This is a genomic window from Amycolatopsis sp. WAC 01375 (assembly GCF_003947325.1).
Lineage (GTDB): Bacteria > Actinomycetota > Actinomycetes > Mycobacteriales > Pseudonocardiaceae > Amycolatopsis.
The window spans coordinates 37,740-55,089 of the sequence record NZ_QHHW01000021.1 but is presented as its reverse complement, the minus strand read 5'-3'; the positions used below and the strand labels follow the sequence as shown (position 1 = coordinate 55,089).

Below are 17,350 nucleotides of genomic sequence, written 5' to 3'. Positions count from 1 at the left end.
GTATTCCCCGTCGCAGTCAACGGGAGTGATCGCCGAGTGCGTAGCGGGCCCACGTGCGCCGCCGACCTCGGCGAGCAGTTCAGCTCGGTTTCCGCTCGCTCTGGGAATCTCGCACGCGGTCACGCTGACCGCCGCACGAGCCGGTTTGACTGGCGACGCCCGCAGCTCCCGCCGCCGACGCGCTCGCGACGCTCACTCCCGACGTCGGTCAAGCCATCACGATGGCCACGTCCACCGACTCGTTCCCCACCTGCCGAGCGGACGGGCCAATGACGGCCTGATTGTCTGGGGTCGGATTCGACAAGCCCCTGTGATCCGGTCACGTCAATGGCGACCACGCGCAGATCTATGCGGCCAGGCACCCTCCTGTGCGGCTGGGCCGTCGAGGACCTGGACGGCTAGTCACCGTCCGCTATAAGGGAGTCATGACCGAGCGCTGGATCTACCACTACAGCCTCTCGCCGGCTTAGCGATCCGGGTGCTGGCTCCATCGCCGTGGAGCCAGCACCCGAGGGTGTTATGGGGTGGTGCTGATCTGGATGGTGCTCCAGCGTTGGTTGGGGTTGCCGAGGTCGGCCCACTGGCCTACGAGGGTCGCGTTGGCGGTGCCGTTACCGAGGCCTTCGGCGACTTTGGCGGAGTAGACACTGCGGAGGGCGAGTGTGCCGTTGGCCGCGGTGGTGAATTCCCATTGCTGGTTGACACCGTTGTGGCAGGTGTATTGGACGATCGATGTTCCGTTGTTGTAGTTGGTGGGCAGGTCGAGGCATTTGCCGGAGTTCTGGTTTTTGAGGGTGTACTTGTTGTTGCCGAGGTGGGTGAGTTTCCAGACTTGTTTGGCGCCGGCGACGCAGTCCCAGAGTTCTGTGCCCGCGCTGTCTCGCAGTGCGTCCTGGCCGACGCCGGCGACCTGGATGCACCGGCCGCCGTTGGCGCTTTTGAGCTCGATGGAGCCGGGTGTCATGGTGACGGTTTTGTAGTCGATGGTGCCGCCGCCGTCGTTGCTCCAGTCGATCCGCCCGTTCTGGAAGTTGCTGCGGCGGCCCTTGGGGAGGGCTTGTTCGTCGGTGGTGGGGTAGCCGAGGTAGGACTTTTCGGAGCCGAGGGCGTCCCATTTGCTGCGGATGTTGCCGTAGACGGGATGGGCGCCGGTGGTGGGGTGCCAGTAGATGGCGACGCCGGTGCTGAAGTTGAGGTATTTGCCGACGCCGTCGGAGGTGGGTGTTTCGTCGCCGACGGGATAGGTGACGAACCCGGCTTCGTAACCGAGTTCGGCGTACTTCTTGTGGATGTCGCCGGTGACGGCGCGGACTCCGTGGAACGTCGTGCGGTAGATGGATCCGGCGGAGAACCGCTGGAAGACACCTCCTTCGGCGGCGAACCCGGTTTCCTGACCGGTGGGGTAGCCCAAGGGGCCGGTTTCGTAGCCGAGGGCGGCGAACTTGGCGTGGATGTCGCCGGTGATGGTGCGGGCGCCGATCGTGGGCATCCAGTAGACAGATCCGCCGGTGAACCGGTTGAACTGGCCGCCAGCGGTGCCGAAGGCGGTTTCGTCGGTGGTGGGGTAGCCCAAAGGTCCTGTCACGCCACCGGATTTGTTCCAGGTGTCGCCGATGACGCCGTGGACTTCGTGGGCGCCGCTGGCCGGGCTCCAGATGATGTACAGGGGGTAGTAGCTTCCCTGGGCGTTGGTGATCTGGAGGATCTGGCCTTTGCCGTCGGCGGTGGCGGTCTGGTCGGTGAGCATCCCGCCGAGGGTGCCGGGTCCGCCGAGGGCGAGGAACTTGTCGAGGACGGGCCCGTTGTAGACGGGGTGGACCTGGGTGTTGGTGTAGCGGGTGAGGTAGAGGCGGCCTTTCTCGTAGGCGCGGTAGCCGAGGTTGTTGGTGTCAAGAACCGGGTCGGCGATGGGTTTGCCAAGGTTGGCGCGGATCTTCTCGTCGCGGGTGTAGCGCAGGTCGAACGGTGTGGGCGGGGCGGGGGTGTCGACTTCCCAGGTGTCGCCGCGCGCGCCTTCGGGGTGGAGGTAGAGCCCGGATCCCTTCGGGCTGAAGAGCAGCACATTGGGGTGGAGGCACCAGGTGGCCTCGGCTCTGAATTCGGGGGTGCCGTCGGTGGGGGCGACGGTCACGTATGCCTCGGTGGGAACGCTGGCCGGCGTCGTTTTCTTCTTGTCCCAGCGGACGTAGTTGTTGGGGCGGGAGACCGACTGCAGTGAGAAGCAGGTGGGGTCGGCCAGCCCGGGTTCGATCTTCCACGCCTGCTCGGGGTGGTTACCCGGTTGCCACTGGGTCAGGGTTGCTCGGCCGTTGGAGTCGGTGAGGTAGGCCTCGTCCATCGTCTTGGTGAGGGTCCGCAGTGACTGGGTCAGGTTCTGGTCCTGGCCGATGCGCAGGAACCGTTCCCGGTCGGTCGGCGATCCGGCCAGTGCCGCGTCGGCGGCGGTGACCAGCGCCGTGTGCACGCGGCTTTTGACTGCGCGGGTGCGGATTTCGGTGATCTGACGCACGTATTCCTCGTCGCGTTTGCGGAGTGCGTTGTCGATGTCGCGCAGGTGTGCGTCTTTGGCGCCGTGGTCGATGAAGGCTTTCCAGTCGGCGGGGTTGCGGCTGCGGACGGCGGCTTCGGCGGCTCCGTGGACCTCGGTGTCACGCGGGGCGCGGCTCCAGATCTCGATGACGAAGTCCTGGTCGCTGAGGTTGATCAGGGCCGTGTCGCCGCGGACCCCCAAGGCGTGCAAGGCGGCGTTGGCTTTGGCCTCGCGGGCGAGCGCGGCGGCTTTCTCCGCTTCGGTCTTGGCTTCGTCTTCGAGGACCAGCCGTTGGAGGTCCTTGCTGTGTTCGTCGTAGATCCCGACGGTGAGGAAGGTCCACTGTGCGTCGGCGGTGCCGCGCAGCGCGGCCCGGGCTGCTTCCTTGACCGCGGTGTCGTTGTGGTTGTCTGCGTTGAGGTCGAGGTGGACGATGAAGTCGTAGACCGACTTCTCCAGGACGGTGTTGTCGGCCGGGATACCGAGCAGACCGGCTGCCTTGGCTTTGGCGGTGCGGTCTTCTTCCTGCCGGGCGCGGCGCTCGGCCACGATGGCCTGGTCCTCGATGTTGGCCGCGGCCATGCCGGTCTTGATGAACGTGGTGCAGGCGTCGTCGCTCTCGCCCAGCGCGGCGACGGCGGCGTCCTTGACTTTGCGGTGTTCGGGTTCGAGTGGCTTCTGCTTGTCCAGGTCGTCGGCCGCGTAGTACATGGCGGCGGTGAAGTTGCGGTCGGTGAGGATCATCAGCTCCGGCCCGGCGACGATGCCGAGAATGGCGGCTGCTTTGCCTTTTTCGGCATCGGTGGACTGCGCCAGAGTGGCCTTCGGCGCAGCCTGTGCCGGTTCCTCGGGAAGGTCAGGCGGCGTGCCGACGATCAGGGGAACGGGGGCCGGTGGTAGTACCGGTTCCGGCGCGGGGGAGCCTGGTGCCGGTGCGCTGGGGGTGGAGCTGGGGGCCGGCGTGGCGGCGGCCGGTGCGGCGGCGAGCACGCTGAACGCCATGACGGCCGCGGTGAACACCGCGGCCGGTCTCCTTGTGTGTGATCGCGGCGGGCGGGATCCCGCCGTCGATCTACCGGAAAGTCTCACAACAATTCCCCCTCTTGATGGAATAGCGATGGATCAAATGGCGTATTACCGCTCAACGAGAACCGCCGTTGTGAAAGGCGGAGAAAACGGCGATCCTGACGAGAACTAGCGCCCTCGGGGAATTGCGGTCAACAGGTCTGGACAACCGAGATTCAGTCGTGATCAAGTACCGGAGAATTACTGTGACCGGAGTCACGTTTTAGTGTGGACCGGTGTCGATCATGTGTCATAGTTTCCCGGCTGCGTGATCGCGCGGCTACTTGGGGGAGTGGGGCCATGTCGAAAATTTCCGCTGTCTGCAGAGCGCTCGCGATCGGCCTAGTGGTCACGCTTTCCTTGGCTGGTAACGCATCCGCGAGCTCGGCCTCCTTGGCGGTTGAGAGGGCGACGGGGATCGAGCAGTCGCCGTGGTATCCGATGGTGCGCCAGGTCGCCCTCTATCACGGGGAGACGCTGGTACGTGCCGCGGCATGGCAGGCCATATGGTCAGATGAAGGGGAATCCGCGCTCCAGAGGTTCGTGTTATCCGGATTCCGGGAAGCGCGGGAACGCGCCCAGCAGAATTCCGCCAGAAATCGTGATTTCGTGCAACGTGTGCTGGCGACATATACCGCCGAATACTCCCCGCGGGTTCACGCCGCCGCGAAACAAGCCTTGCTCGGCACCGATTCGGACCGGGACCGTTTCGTGCGGACCGGTTTCGCCGAGGCGAAAGCGCTCGACACCGCCGCGCGTGAGGCCGACGAGCAGCATCGTCAGGTGATCGCCGAGGCCGAGCGTGACTATGTGCGGCTGCTGGCGGACGCCGACCCTGGCGAGCAGGTCCGGCTGGCCGCGCAGCACGCACTGCGCCCGGGACGCACGGACACCGACATCCGGGAGTTCTACGCCACCGGATGGATGGCCGCGGCGGCGCTGGACGTGGAGATCTTCAGGCTTCGCACCCAGGACGCGGGGATCCTGTACCGCGCGTTGATCCCGCGGCTGGTGGCTGACGCGGAGGCGGCCGAGCTTGAGGCCCGCAACGCGGGGGAGGCCGCGGCGGAGCAGGCCCGTCTGGTCGCCGCCCGGGCCTGGGCCACCACCCGGGAGAAGGCCGAGGAAGCACGTCAGGCGTGGGAGGCCGAGCGGCAGCTCTGCCTCGAGCAGGCCCGGTACTGGCAGGCGGTGAAAGACCGCGCGGCCGCGGAAGCCGACCCGGTCTGGGCGTCGATCGCGACGGGCGCGGAGAAGCAGCGTGGCGGCTGGACGACGGAAACGACGTTCGCCGGCGACGAGGCCGGACGGTGGGCAGGAGCCCGCGATGAGGCCCAGCTGGGCTATGAGCGGATGACCACCCGCCCCTGACCCGGCGGATGTGTTCCGCCTGGCCACGACCCGACCGTGGCCAGGTGTTCTGACACGGACTTCTTTCGATGGTGGGGGTGGATTGTGCGAATGCCGAGACGGATGCGCCGCGCGAGACAAGGGATTCTGACCAATCAGTGGTGCCGGCGAACCGTGGTGGTGACTCTCGCCGCCGCCTTGGTCGCCGGGGGAGCGGGACCGGGCAGCTCAGTCGCCGCCCTCTCCGCACCAGGGGCACCCCATGGTCAGTGGCAGCCACCGGTCGGGCCCGCCGCGACCAGCGAACCCCCGCCGGCGGCACCGGGGCCGGAAGGCGATCCGGAGCAGGAGGCCGTGCTGCGGCAAATGCAGCTGGACCTGCTGGCCGACATCGCCGCGTTCGACGAGGACGAGGAAGTCCGGGCCGCCGCCCGCGACACCCTGCGCAAGACCGAAGCGGGCGACGCCACCGCGATCCCGGTCTTCTTCGACCATGGCCAGCAGGACGCCAAAGCGGCGGCGAGGAAACGCAAAGCCGACGCCGATGCCCATAACCGTGCTGTCATCGAACCGCTGGCGGGCACCGGCGGTCCCGTGTTCAACGCCGCGGTCACCCGTGCACTGGCAGGTAACGCCTACGACCGCGCCGACTTCCTGGCCTTCGGCCGCGACATCGCCGCCGAGCAGGACCGCCGCGAAGGTGCCTATGACAAGGAGCTGAAGAACCGTCGGCGGATGCACGTCCAGGTCGCCGCAGACCGCGGCACCCCCGAGGTGTCCGCGGCGGCGAAGGCGGCGCTCGCCGCCGGGGACACCGCGATCGCGGAATTCCTCAAGACCGGGTACCTCGCCGCGGCCCAGCGCGACGCCGACGCACGGGAGCGGTATCTGGCCGAGCTCGAACAGAAACGCAAGGACGCGGCGGCGGCCTCGGATCTGGCGCAGCGGACCGCGCGGGCGATGCGCGCCCGGACCAACCTGCTCGCCGCGCACGCCGACGGTGTCAAAGCCCTCGAGCGGACCGCGAACGATATGACCTCGGCGGCGAACATCTCCCGCGAGACCGCCCGCCTGCTCGCATCCGATCAGGCCGGGCACACCTACCACCCGGAGCTGTATCAGAGGGCGAAGGACGACGTCGCCCGCGAGGTCGGCCGCGCCGTCACCGACGCCCAAGCCGCCCAGAACGCCGCCACCGGAGCCGGTGTCCAGGTCGACATCCTGCTGCAAAACGGGATGCCGCACGGCACGCAGTGGGCGAAGGTCGTGCAAGGCATGGCCGCCGCCGCGGACGCCGCGAAACGCGCCGCGCAAACCGCCGCGCACGCCATCGACGCGATCCACGCCGACGCCGCCGCCACCGACGCCGCCGAAAAGGCCGAAGCCCACGAAGCGAACGCCCGCCAGTGGCGGCTCAACGCCGAATCCCACGCCGCCGCGGCCGCCCAGCTCGCCCAAGCCGCCAAGGACCAGGCCACCGCCGCAGCCGAGGCCGCCGAACTGGCGCGCCAGGCCCGGGTCGACGCCGAAACCGCGCTGAACAACGCCCGCGCCCATGCCGCGAACGTCAAACAAGCCCGTGTGGACGCCGAACGCGAACGGGACATCGCCGCCGCGAAACGGCAAGAGGCCGAGCACTGGCGTCAGCAGGCCGCCGCGAAACGACAGGAAGCCGAAGCCAAACAACTCCAGGCCGCCCAGCATCGCGACGCCGCGCAACGCGACGCCGCCATCGCCCACCAGAAACGCCTGGACGCCGAAGCCCAGCAGCGGATCGCCGCGGGGAAACGCGGCGACGCCCAAGCCCAGGAACAGATCGCCGCCGACGCCGCCCGTGACGCCCGCGCCCAGGAAAAGACCGCCCAGGCCGCCAATACCAGCGCCCGCAACGAGGAAGCCAACGCGTTCCGGGCACGAGACGAAGCCGCGGCGATCACCCAGTCCGCGGACACCGCGGACAAGAAGGCCGTCGCCCTGGAAGGCCTGGCCCAGCGGATGCAGCAATCCAACGAGGTCGCCCAAGCGGACAAAGACAAGGCATGGGCCGCGGCCCACGCAGCGCGAGCGGACGCCGACAGAGCCCGGGACGCGGCGCAGACCGCCCGTGGCCACGCGGACGACGCTCAAGCAGCGGCGGGCCGGGCCCGTGGCGCCGCGATCGAGGCGGACGCGGCCGCCGGACGGGCACGTGCCCATGCCGACGCTGCCCAAGCCGCCGCCGCGCAGGCCCGCGCCGCCGCTCGCGAAGCCGAGGTCGCGGCCGAGAACGCCCGCGCTGCCGCGAATGAGGCCCAGGCCGCCGCGGCGCGCGCGAACGAGGCCGCTTCCCGCGCCGAGCGGGAAGCCGCCGCGGTCCACGCCGAAGCTCTCCGCGCAAGGGCCTCCGCCGAGGAGGCCACCGCTGCCGAGGCCCGGGCTGCGGAGAACGCGCGCAACGCCGCCAACCTCGCTCAGCAGGCCGCCGTGGAAGCGGCCATCACCTTGGACGCTGCGCACCGCACCCGGGACGAGGCCAACGCCGCCGGCGTCGAGGCAGCCACCGCGGCCATGCAGGCAGGCATCGCCGCCCGGGCCGCGACCGCGTCGGTGCAGTCGGCGTCGGGCATCGCCGCTCCGGCGGACCAGGCCATCGCGATCGTCAGCCCCTTCACCGGCGCGGACATCGACGCCGACTTCATCATCATGGTCGCCAACCGCGCCAAAGACGTCGGCGACACCCAGGTGAAGGCAGCACAAGCCGCCGCCGCGGACGCCGCCGCGCAGGCACAGCGGGCCGCCGACGCCGCCCGCAACGCCGCCGCCGACGTCGCCCCCGCCTACCAGGCAGCGGCCCAAGCGGCCAGTTCCGCGGCCGCCGCTGCCCGCTCCGCCGCGGCGGCGCAACAGTCGGCGGCCGACGCCGCGATCCATGGCGCGGCCGCGCGCAAGGCCGCGGCGGATGCCGCGGTCGTCGACGCCGGCGCCCAAGCTGATGCCCAAGCCGCACGGGCGGCGGCGAACCAGGCCGCAGCTGACGCCGCCCTCGCCGGGCGCCTCGCCGACCAGGCCGAAGCCGACGCCCGCGCGGCCCGCGCAGCTGCCGACTCCGCCACCCGCGCGGCGAACGAGGCCAGCGCCGCTGCTACCCGCGCCGAGCAGGACGCCCTCGCCGCGAAACAAGCAGCCGACCAGGCACAGGCCGACGCCGACGCCGCCCGTGCATCAGCAGACCGAGCAGCGGAACACGCCCGAAACGCCGACGAGGCAGCCACCAACGCCGAGAACTACGCCAAAGACACCGAAACGCGTGCGAACAACGTTGCGCAGGTGTCCCAGGACATCCAGGCTCAGCTGGCTCAGATCCAGGAGCAGCTGCGGTTGGAAAACGAAGCACGGCAACGTCAGGAGGTCGAGCAGGCCATCACCGACGACAGCGAAATCCCCGCGCTCACCTCGGCGGAAGCCGAGGCGCTGCGGACTGAGAAGGGGCAAGCCGCTGTTGACGAGTACAACCGCGCTCGAGCGGACGCCAACAAACCTTTGCTTGACTTCATCGCCGCCGAGGGCGGGCAGATCATCCTGGACATCATCGGCTACAACGACGCCAAACGCTGCTTCACAGAAGGCGACTTCATCTCCTGCGTCATGACCGTCATCAACGCCCTGCCCATCCTCAAGATCGCCTCCGTACTCAGCAAGATCCCCGACGCCGTCTCCGCCGTCGTCCGCATCGTCAAAGGCATCCGCACCTTCAAGGACCTGAAGGTCGCGGGACGCCGGCTGACCAGCGAACTAAGGGACCTGGCTCAGCGGCTGATCAAGTGCAAGACGGTCGCTGCCAACAGCCTCGCCGGACCTGGCTGCGAGGTGCAGACGAAGCCCAAGCGAGACCCCCACGCGCCCCCGGTGAACGACCCGCGGCGGGACCCCTACCCGTTCCCCGGCCCGCTACCCGAGCCTGGCCCCGGCGAGGAGAACAACGACCGGAAATGCCCCGACGGCACCACGGGGTGGGTCGTCAACGACCGCATGCAGAACTTCACCTACAACAACGTGCCCGCAAGCCGTGCCACCGGCGGAACCGCATGCGTCGCCTATGTCGGCCCTCGCCAACCAGGTGAGCCGGACACACCTGTTGGGTACGAAGAAGGGCTGATGCACAGAGGGCATCTCATCGCTTCGATGTTCGGCGGAGTGCACCACGTGCAAAACATTGTCCCGCTGTACGAGTTGGCGAACACGCCCGTTATGCGATATGACATCGAGGAGCCGATCGCGCGGGCGGTACGTGCGGGCGAAAAAGTCTACTACCGGGTCAGTGCCTACTACAAGAACCCCGGAGACGCGGTACCAGCAAGGCTGTACATCAAGGCATGGGGGATGGAAAGCTCGTTCCGGTGTCTCGGAATAGTAGAAAATGTCCCCAACCCGCCACGGACGACCTGTCAATAGTGCGACTCAGACGCGTGCGGCCGCTTTATCATGCCAGGTCGATACTCTAGACTTGGCATGATACGGTCTGAACGAATGTCTCTTCAAAGAAGGAGTCTGCGTTCAGATGACCGATCCTGGTCTCGTTGTCGATCGTATCGCGGTTGCGCTCGGTTGGGATGGCTCCGTATCACCTGAGCTGGAGTGGGAGGCGGTCGAAGAACAGTTGGGAACCCCGTTGCCCGCCGACTACAAGGAATTCATGGGCCGGTTTCCCTCCGGAGTGATACGCGACGTGGTCACGTTCTGGAATCCCGTTCAGAGCGCTGAGCACCTAGCTCAGTGCAAAGCGAGATTTGACGGAATTTTGGTCGGCGCAAGGATAGCTTGGGAACGAGGGTACGATAGTTTTCCGCCGTTTCCCGAGCCCAATGGAGTGATCCCATTTGCTTCCGATGTCGAGGGCGGTGCACTTTTCTGGCTGCCATGGACATCCAATCCTGACAAATGGCATGTGGTGTATCAGAGTCGACACAGTCCCGATGACTGGACGAGGACAAAGCGGTCAATGACAGCGGTAATGCTCGAACTCGTGAGCAGCAGGAGTGAACGTAACATTCTTGGCTGGAACATCTCCGCAAAGGAACGAGCATTGAGGCCATTTAACCTCCCTGCGGGAGCTTGACAGCAGCCCATCTCCGGCGCGATCAGTTACTAAAGGCGCCGAGGAGGTCCGCGCTGCGGAGAACGCCCGCAGCGTGGACTTCGCAGACCTGCCCGTGGAGTACATTTCCCGACGCGTACCGCTAGCGACAGGCACCCGGATGACCGCCGCGGGCGCCCCAGCACGCGGGGCGGCAGGCATCTGAGAATTCATCTTACTTACTCCGCACCTCAGGCTCGGTCTGGTTGCCCAGGATGCAGAACTTGGCTGGTACCGCAGTCAGCCTCTTGCGGTACCGGTACCGGTGCTGGGTGGCTGGCTGTGCAGCACCGTTCTCGATGGTTACGACGATGACCAACGGGCAGGTGGCTTCCACGAGGCGAGGAGTGCCTCGGGGTGTGAGGAGATCGGTGCGGGTGCACCCGTCGGCTTGTGGTCGACTGGTCGTCGACATGCGCAAGGGCCCGTGACCGCAGGGCGGGTTCTAGCGATCCCCGCAACACCCTGAATTTCAGGGAGTTGCGGGGATCGTGGATTTTGGGAGGTTGAAGAGGGAGTTCTTCGAGGCTCTGGATCGGGAGAAGGGCAACATTTCGGGTGCCGCCCGGGTGGTCGGGGTGCCTCGGGGAACGGCTCACACCTGGGCGCGGCGGGCGGGAGTGCGGGGCCCGGGGAAGTCAGGAACGTCCGGGCATCCGGGCCGGGCGGAGTATGACCGGCTTCGCGCGGCCGGTGTGCGGCAGAAGGATGCCGCGGCGCGGGTCGGGGTCAACGAACGCACCGCTCGTGACTGGGATCGCGGGATCCGGAAGATCAATAACTCGCGCCTCCACCCGGATGGGCGCCGGATCGACTACAAGACGGGCGTGACCACCTTTGTTCCCGTGTCCTCACAGCCGTCTGTCGCGGCGGTCGAGGCCACGCTGCATCCCCGGTACTTGACGGTGACCGAACGGGAGCTGATCGCCGACATGTGCCGCCAGGATGAGTCGTTCCGGGCGATCGGGCGGGCGCCTCGACCACGCCGCCGCCATCGCCACCACACCCGAAGACCGCGGCACCGCATTCGCCATGCTTGCCCGTGCGGCCGGCGAAGCACGCCACGAACCACGGTTCACTGTCGCGATCACCGAATGTCGTCGCGTACTTGCCGACACCACACATCACGATGGCATGCTCCTGAACCCGTTCTCCCTGCGGGAGATCCACGCCCGAGGACTACTGGCCCTCGACCGTCCCGCCGACGCGCTGCACGTCCTGTCCCGACCTGCGGCGTCCGACGCCATGGCACCGCAATGGCAGGTAATCGAGCATGTCACGCACGGCGAGACCCTCGCCGAGATGGGGGACCACGCTGGCGCGACCGAGGTACTCGATGATGCGGTTCTCGCCGCTGAACAGCGACGGCTGCCGCATCAACTCCAACGCACCCTCCGGGCAGCTGACAAACACGATCTTCACACGGTCACCGAACACGGATGCAACGCTCTGCAAAGGTTGCGTGCCTTGCTCGCCCCCACTGTCTGATCCGTACGACGCCAAGAACAAACAGATCCATACTTCGCTTCGGTTGCAGTCGCGGTCCCTGATCCGCGGAGCACGTCCGAACATGACCTGCTTGATCTCAGTGCGCAGCGCCCCACCTGCAGCGTCCAGGACGAATTCGACGAGCCGATCAGCGGTGGTCGGCCCGGCAACGTGCAGCCTGGCGGCGGTTATGCAGGGCATCGTTGATCGATAGCGTTACCCGCCCTGGCCCTGTCCGGAGCCGCCAGGTGGGCGTCAGTACTTCCAGGTGGTGCCGGTGCCGCGGTATTGCTCGACGGGGATCGGGTCGATCCCGTTTCGCATGTGGTCGGTGTAGAGGGTGCCGTGCAGGTGATCGATTTCGTGGGCGGCCAGCCGGGCGACACCGCGCTCGAACACGGTGATCTTCGTCTGGCCGTCGGTGGTGGTGTGCTCGACGTGGATCACGTGCGAGCGTGGTACCTGGCCGCGGACGTCGAAGAAGGACAGGCAGCCCTCGTATTGTTCGTCGACATCGCCGCCGGATTCGATGATGGTGGGGTTGAACAGGGAGATCGCTTCGCCGTCCGGGGTACGGACGATGGCTGCGGCGCGGTCGATGCCGATCTGCGGGGCTGCAATGCCCATGCCCTTGCCGAACGTGTGGGCTTGAGCGACTCGTTCGCACGCGGAGTTCAGAGCGGTGACCACGCGGCGGGCGTCCTCGGCCTCGGCCGGGAAGTCGAAGCGGCGGGCGGTGCGGCGTAGCGCGGGGTCGGTGTCCTGGACGATGCCGAGGGATGCCATGACCTCGCTCGGCATCGGTGGTGGGCCGTCGGTCTGCGCGGCGCGGCCGCGGAAGTCCCATTCGAGCCGGTAGCGGGCGTGCAGGGGAGGGTCCTCGCAGGACCACGAGAAGATGTGCCGGTCGCCGGTGTCGTCGCGGCCGATCGCGGTGGCGAACGGCATCGCCTGTGCGGTCATCGAGGTGTGCAGGCCCCAGACCGAGGCGGCGAGTTCGGCGGGGAAGTCCAGGCAGACCGACAGGGTGCGGGTGGGTAAGCGCACCGCGCGTTGGAACCAGTTGCCCCAGTGTTCTTCGCTGACGGTGTATTCGTATTCGATCCAGCAGGATTCCCCGGGATACAGGGGAAAGTGTCCGTGCGCCCCGGAGAAGAGCAACCAGACTTCTTTGAAGGCGTCGCGGTCGTGGTGGGCGGTCCAGTCCATCGGGTTCGCGCGGCCGCGGCCGTGCCAGGCGTGCAGGTCGATCTCGTCCCAGGTCAGCGGGTTTTCGGAGTAGAGCTGGTTGGAGCGTTCGGGGTCGCCCGGGTAGCGGTCGACGGAGATGCGGATCAGGTAGCGGGTGATCGGCTCGGTGCCGTGGTTGACCAGGTGGCGGCGCTGGGTGAGGCGGTAGGCGCCGTCGTCGTAGCGCAGGGTCGCGTCGTCGTGGTCTACCACCAGGCTCCCGGTCCCGGCCGTGGCGTCGGTGACGGGTGATGCAGTGGGGCGGGTCCGGGTGGGGTGGTGGGCCTCGTAGTCGCGGAAGGCGGTGTGCAGGGCGCCGCCGGCGCGGAGGGCGGCTTCGGCGTTCCCGGCGAAGGCTTCCGACGGGCGCTCGGTGCCGGAGAGGACCTTGGAGACGTAGGAGCGGTCGTAGCCCATGGCCTTGGCCAGCGCGGCCCGGGAGAACCCGCGGACGTCGCGCCAGCGTTCGAGTTCGACGGCGAACACGTTCACCTCGGCATCCGGGTTGCCGCCGCTGGTCGTGCCCGTCGTCATCGTCGCCTCCGCCATTCGGGACCGTGAGTGTGCGTGAACGCACCGTGAGTCGCTGCTCAGCCTAGAGGCACACCGCCGGAGTGCGGTGTCCTTCCTGCGGCGGCACGACGAAAAGGGGATGCGATGACGGGCAGCGGGACGCGAGCGAGGGTGGTGATCCGCCTCTACGGCGGGGATGGCCGGCGGCACGCCTATCTCGCCATCGATCTGGCGCATCAGGGTTACTTCCAGGTCCACCCGGTAGGCAACCTGGTGTTCGGCTATCGCCTCGCTCACCTCGCTGAGCTGATCGGTCCGGTGAGCTTTCCTGATCTCGGGAACCGTTTCGAAGTCTGCGAATCGTGCGCGAGCTGGTTACGGAACCAGCCGCATGAAGTCCTGGTTGACAACGAAATCGTGGCGGTACGGGGAACGCTGGACTTTTCCGGAGACCGGCCCGGTCGCGGGCGGCCGCGCTCCGAGCCGGAGGCGAGCGCTTCCCTGGCCGCATGACAATGCCACGTCCTGACTAGTGAAGGAGGCCTGCTCGACATGGCTGCCCACGTCAGCGCGCTGCCGATCCCCGGCGCGTGGAAGATAGAGACCCCTCGTCGTGAGGATGGGCGGGGGAGTTTTCACGAGTGGTTCAGAGACGACATCGTGGGCGCCGCGACGGGGGACAGCTGGCAACCGCGGCAGGCCCACTGGTCACTCTCTGATCGGGGAGTTCTGCGCGGGATCAGCGTCGTGACCGGGACGCCCGGGCAGTCCAAGTACGTCACCTGCGCTCGGGGAGCAGTGCTGGACGTCGTGGTCGACCTGAGGCCGGGTTCCCCGATGTTCGGTCGCTGGCACATGGAGCAGCTGGACGAGGACCACGACGTCTCGCTGTACCTGGGCGAGGGCCTGGGCCACGCGTTCCTGTCCCTCTCCGCGAACTCGATGCTGATGTACCTGGTCTCCCAGCCCCACGATCCGGCCAGCGACGTTCGCATCCAGGCGCTCGGCCCGGACCTCGGTATCTCCTGGCCGGCCGAGATCCCCGTGACGCAGTCACCGAAGGATCTCGCGGCCCCCTCACTGGCCAACGCCGGACGGACCGGGCGACTGCCCGCATACACGCTTTGACGGTTCTGAAAACGTTCCACCACAACAATTTCCGCCGACCGCGTCGAGACAGATTGGACTCGTTATGCACAGGGTGCTCGTGACAGGTGGAGCCGGATTCATCGGCTCGCACCTGGTCGACCGTCTCATTCAGACAGACGAGATCGACCGGGTGACCGTTCTGGACAGTCTCACCTACGCCGGCGACCGGCGTAACCTCGCCGCCGCCCTGGACTCCCCGAAACTGCGGTTCGTCGAGGGCGACATCCGGGACGCCGAGCTGGTCGGTGGTGTCCTGCCCGGCCACTCCGCGGTCGTGCATCTGGCCGCGGAGTCCCATGTGGATCGTTCCCTGCGCGACGTCGGCAACTCGGTCAGCACGAACGTGATGGGCACGCAAACCTTGCTCGACGCCGCGATGCGCTGCGGTGTCCAGAAATTCGTTCACGTGTCCACCGACGAGGTCTACGGTCCGATGCCGACCGGCTCCGCCCGTGAAGACGCTCCACTACGGCCCACGGTCCCGTATGCGGCCAGCAAGGCGGCCAGCGACCTGATGGCCAGCTCGTACTTCGTCAGCTTCGGCGTCCCGGTCTGCATCACCCGCAGCTCCAACAACTACGGCCCCCGCCAGCACCCGGAGAAACTGATCCCGCTGTTCCTGCGCAAGCTCCTCACGAACGAACCCGTCACCGTCCACGGACACGGGCAACACCTGCGGAACTGGCTGCACGTCGAGGACCACTGCCGGGCGATCGAGCTGGTCCTGCGCCGCGGTGTCCCCGGCGAGATCTACAACATCGGCGGCGGCACCGACCTCACCACCCTCGAACTGACCGGCCGGCTCCTGCGGATCGTCGGCATGAGCTGGGACGCGGTGACTACCGTCGCCGACCGCACGGCCAACGACATCCGCTACGCGATGGACTGGAGCAAGATCGCCGAACTCGGCTTCCGGCCCCAGCGTGATCTGGCGTCCGGGCTGGCCGAGACCGTCCACTGGTATCGCGGAAACGTCGATCGATGGCCCACAGCCGATTCCTTGGCGACGCGGACGGACGGCGTCGAGCTGACGGCGGTCGGCGGATGACCGTCGTGACCGCACCGGGCGGACCCCGCGCCAACGCCAGGCCCTTCCTCTACGGCGACGAAATCACCGCCGTCGCCCGCGCGCTCGAAAGCGGCCAGTACGGGCACGGGGCGGAGACCGAGGCTTTCGAACGCGAACTGGCGGCCTACCTGGACGTTCCGGACGTGGTCGCGGTAGCGACCGGCACCGCAGCGTTGCACCTGGCGCTGCTGACAGCTGGGGTCGGGCCGGGGGATGAGGTGGTCGTGCCGTCGCTGACCTTCTGCGCCAGCGTCCAGGCCACCCTCGCCTGCGGCGCCCGCCCCCGGTTCGTCGACGTCGACCCAGCCACCTTGTGCACCACCGCCGAGCACCTCCGCGCCGCGCTCACCCCGGCTACCCGCGCGGTCATGCCGGTCCTCTACGGCGGCCGCGCGATCAACCTGACCAGCGTGCGCCAGCAGCTCGCCGACCAGAGCGTCGCGGTCGTCGAGGACGCGGCGCACGCCTTCGGCTCCTACGCCGGCCCGCGGCGCGTCGGCGCCACCGGCGACCTGACCTGCTTCAGCTTCGACGCGATCAAAGCACTCACCTGCGGAGACGGCGGGGCCGTCGTCCCGCGTACCGTGGGTGAGGCCGCGGTCCTTCGCCGGGCGCGGTCGCTGGGCATCACCAGGTCCCGGGCCGACCGGGGCGCCGCGGTGTCCTACACCGTGGACGGCACCGGGTTCCGCTATCACCTCTCCACACTCCACGCCGCGATCGGCAGGGTCCAGCTCGCCCGCTTCCCCGAGATGGAAACCCGCCGCCGCCGCCTCTGGAACGTCTATGCGGCCGCACTGCGCGACATCGAGAACGTCACTGTGGTCGACCTTGACGTTGCGAACACCGTGCCGTTCACCTGCACAGTCCTCGTTCCCGCGCCACTGCGCGACGAGGTCCACACACGGCTGCGCGCCGCCGAGATCGCCGTGGGCGTGCACTACCCGCTCAACCACCTTCAGCCCGCGTTCAGCCACGTGGCCAGGCCGCTTCCACAGTCGGAGGCGCTGTGGCGGCAGATTCTCTCGCTGCCGTTCCATCCCGCTATGACCGAGAACGACGTGCACACCGTCGCCACCGCCCTGCGCAGAACGCTCCACCTCGCCACCGGCAATACCCCGAGCGGGGCGACTGTGCGTGAGCAGGACCGGGATCACCGCCACCATCCAACGGAGGTAAGGAAGTGAGCCTGCGCCGTGCCGCCGTGCTCGGGAAAGGCAGCCTCGCCGCGCACGCCTGCGATGTGATCACCGCGCTGCCTGACACCGTGCTGGATACCGTCGTCCCCAACGCGCCCGAGCCGGACTGGGACATCAGCCTGTCCAGGGTCGTCGAAAAGAAATGGCCGCAGACACGCGTGATGCGCTCCGGCGACTGGCGCGACCTGGAACCCGGCCGGTGCGACCTTGTGTTCAGCGTGCTCTACGACAAAATCATCGGCCGCAGTCTGATCGACAGCACCCGGCACATCCTCAACTGCCACCCCGGGCGGCTACCCGCCTACCGCGGCGCCCGCCCGGTGAACTGGGCCCTGCACAACCGCGACGCCCTCGCCGGCATCACCATCCATGTCATCGACGTCGGCATCGACTCTGGACCGATTCTGGCCGAAGCGCTGTTCTCCATCTGGCCCGACGTCGACGAGGTCGCCGACGTCTGGGACCGGGCCATGGACCACGGACGCCGGCTCATCTCCGACACCCTGCCCCGGCTCGACAACATCACCACGAGACCCCAAGACGAGACCGGAGCGACCACGCACTACCGGCGAGACAGCCACCTGCTCGGCGACCGCGACGGCTGGACCAGAACCACGCCGGACCCTCACCGTTGAGATCAGGCC

General features: G+C 67.8%; 11 protein-coding genes and 1 pseudogene. 9 read left to right on the top strand and 3 right to left on the bottom strand.

Features of this window, described 5'->3' with window-relative positions; genetic code table 11:
- Positions 1 to 517: 517 nt before the first annotated feature.
- A complete protein-coding gene (locus tag DL991_RS10280; protein WP_125783374.1) occupies positions 518 to 3,550 on the bottom strand; it encodes an RICIN domain-containing protein in 3,033 nt (1,010 codons plus the stop codon).
- Between the two features lie 654 nt (positions 3,551 to 4,204).
- Between DL991_RS10280 and DL991_RS10275 the strand changes: the two genes are divergently transcribed.
- The 4 genes and pseudogenes from DL991_RS10275 to DL991_RS43955 all read left to right on the top strand — a co-directional run.
- Positions 4,205 to 4,966 carry a hypothetical protein gene (locus DL991_RS10275; RefSeq protein ID WP_233598769.1) on the top strand — a complete coding sequence of 254 codons (762 nt, stop codon included), beginning with the start codon at positions 4,205 to 4,207 and terminating at the stop codon, positions 4,964 to 4,966.
- Between the two features lie 153 nt (positions 4,967 to 5,119).
- Positions 5,120 to 9,376 (top strand): DNA/RNA non-specific endonuclease, encoded by a 4,257-nt coding sequence (locus DL991_RS43875; RefSeq protein WP_305016684.1) that lies wholly within the window; start codon positions 5,120 to 5,122, stop codon positions 9,374 to 9,376.
- Between the two features lie 106 nt (positions 9,377 to 9,482).
- Positions 9,483 to 10,040: an SMI1/KNR4 family protein gene (locus tag DL991_RS10265; protein WP_125783370.1), complete on the top strand. Its 558-nt coding sequence runs from the start codon at positions 9,483 to 9,485 to the stop codon at positions 10,038 to 10,040.
- A 509-nt stretch (positions 10,041 to 10,549) separates the two neighbouring features.
- Positions 10,550 to 11,017, top strand: a pseudogene (locus tag DL991_RS43955) (IS30 family transposase); the annotation flags it as partial.
- Positions 11,018 to 11,237: 220 nt separating this feature from the next.
- Here DL991_RS43955 and DL991_RS42510 read toward each other — a convergent pair.
- Positions 11,238 to 11,480, bottom strand: a complete 243-nt coding sequence (locus tag DL991_RS42510; protein ID WP_148106359.1) for a hypothetical protein — start codon at positions 11,478 to 11,480, stop codon at positions 11,238 to 11,240.
- 321 nt (positions 11,481 to 11,801) lie between these two features.
- Positions 11,802 to 13,310 (bottom strand): peptide deformylase, encoded by a 1,509-nt coding sequence (locus DL991_RS10255; protein ID WP_125783368.1) that lies wholly within the window; start codon positions 13,308 to 13,310, stop codon positions 11,802 to 11,804.
- A gap of 123 nt (positions 13,311 to 13,433) precedes the next feature.
- On the opposite strand from DL991_RS10255, the gene DL991_RS10250 reads away from it, so the two are divergent.
- The 5 genes from DL991_RS10250 (at position 13,434) to DL991_RS10230 (ending at position 17,341) form a co-directional block, all read left to right on the top strand.
- Complete coding sequence (locus DL991_RS10250; RefSeq protein ID WP_125783366.1) at positions 13,434 to 13,802, top strand: hypothetical protein; 369 nt, start codon at positions 13,434 to 13,436, stop codon at positions 13,800 to 13,802.
- Between the two features lie 39 nt (positions 13,803 to 13,841).
- Entirely contained in the window at positions 13,842 to 14,417 is a 576-nt protein-coding gene (locus DL991_RS10245; protein ID WP_125783364.1) for a dTDP-4-dehydrorhamnose 3,5-epimerase family protein, read from the top strand.
- A 64-nt stretch (positions 14,418 to 14,481) separates the two neighbouring features.
- Positions 14,482 to 15,486 (top strand): dTDP-glucose 4,6-dehydratase, encoded by a 1,005-nt coding sequence (rfbB, locus tag DL991_RS10240; RefSeq protein WP_125783362.1) that lies wholly within the window; start codon positions 14,482 to 14,484, stop codon positions 15,484 to 15,486.
- Positions 15,483 to 16,694 (top strand): DegT/DnrJ/EryC1/StrS aminotransferase family protein, encoded by a 1,212-nt coding sequence (locus DL991_RS10235; RefSeq protein ID WP_125783360.1) that lies wholly within the window; start codon positions 15,483 to 15,485, stop codon positions 16,692 to 16,694. The genes rfbB and DL991_RS10235 overlap by 4 nt, the downstream gene beginning before the upstream one ends.
- A complete protein-coding gene (locus DL991_RS10230; RefSeq protein ID WP_125783358.1) occupies positions 16,691 to 17,341 on the top strand; it encodes a formyltransferase family protein in 651 nt (216 codons plus the stop codon). The genes DL991_RS10235 and DL991_RS10230 overlap by 4 nt, the downstream gene beginning before the upstream one ends.
- Positions 17,342 to 17,350 lie beyond the last annotated feature (9 nt).

Coding starts and splice junctions, on each gene's coding strand:
- DL991_RS10265 (WP_125783370.1), top strand. CDS start 9,483: ATGACCGATCCTGGTCTCGTTGTCGATCGTATCGCGGTTGCGCTCGGT.
- DL991_RS10255 (WP_125783368.1), bottom strand. CDS start 13,310: ATGACGACGGGCACGACCAGCGGCGGCAACCCGGATGCCGAGGTGAAC.
- DL991_RS10250 (WP_125783366.1), top strand. CDS start 13,434: ATGACGGGCAGCGGGACGCGAGCGAGGGTGGTGATCCGCCTCTACGGC.
- DL991_RS10245 (WP_125783364.1), top strand. CDS start 13,842: ATGGCTGCCCACGTCAGCGCGCTGCCGATCCCCGGCGCGTGGAAGATA.
- rfbB (WP_125783362.1), top strand. CDS start 14,482: ATGCACAGGGTGCTCGTGACAGGTGGAGCCGGATTCATCGGCTCGCAC.
- DL991_RS10235 (WP_125783360.1), top strand. CDS start 15,483: ATGACCGTCGTGACCGCACCGGGCGGACCCCGCGCCAACGCCAGGCCC.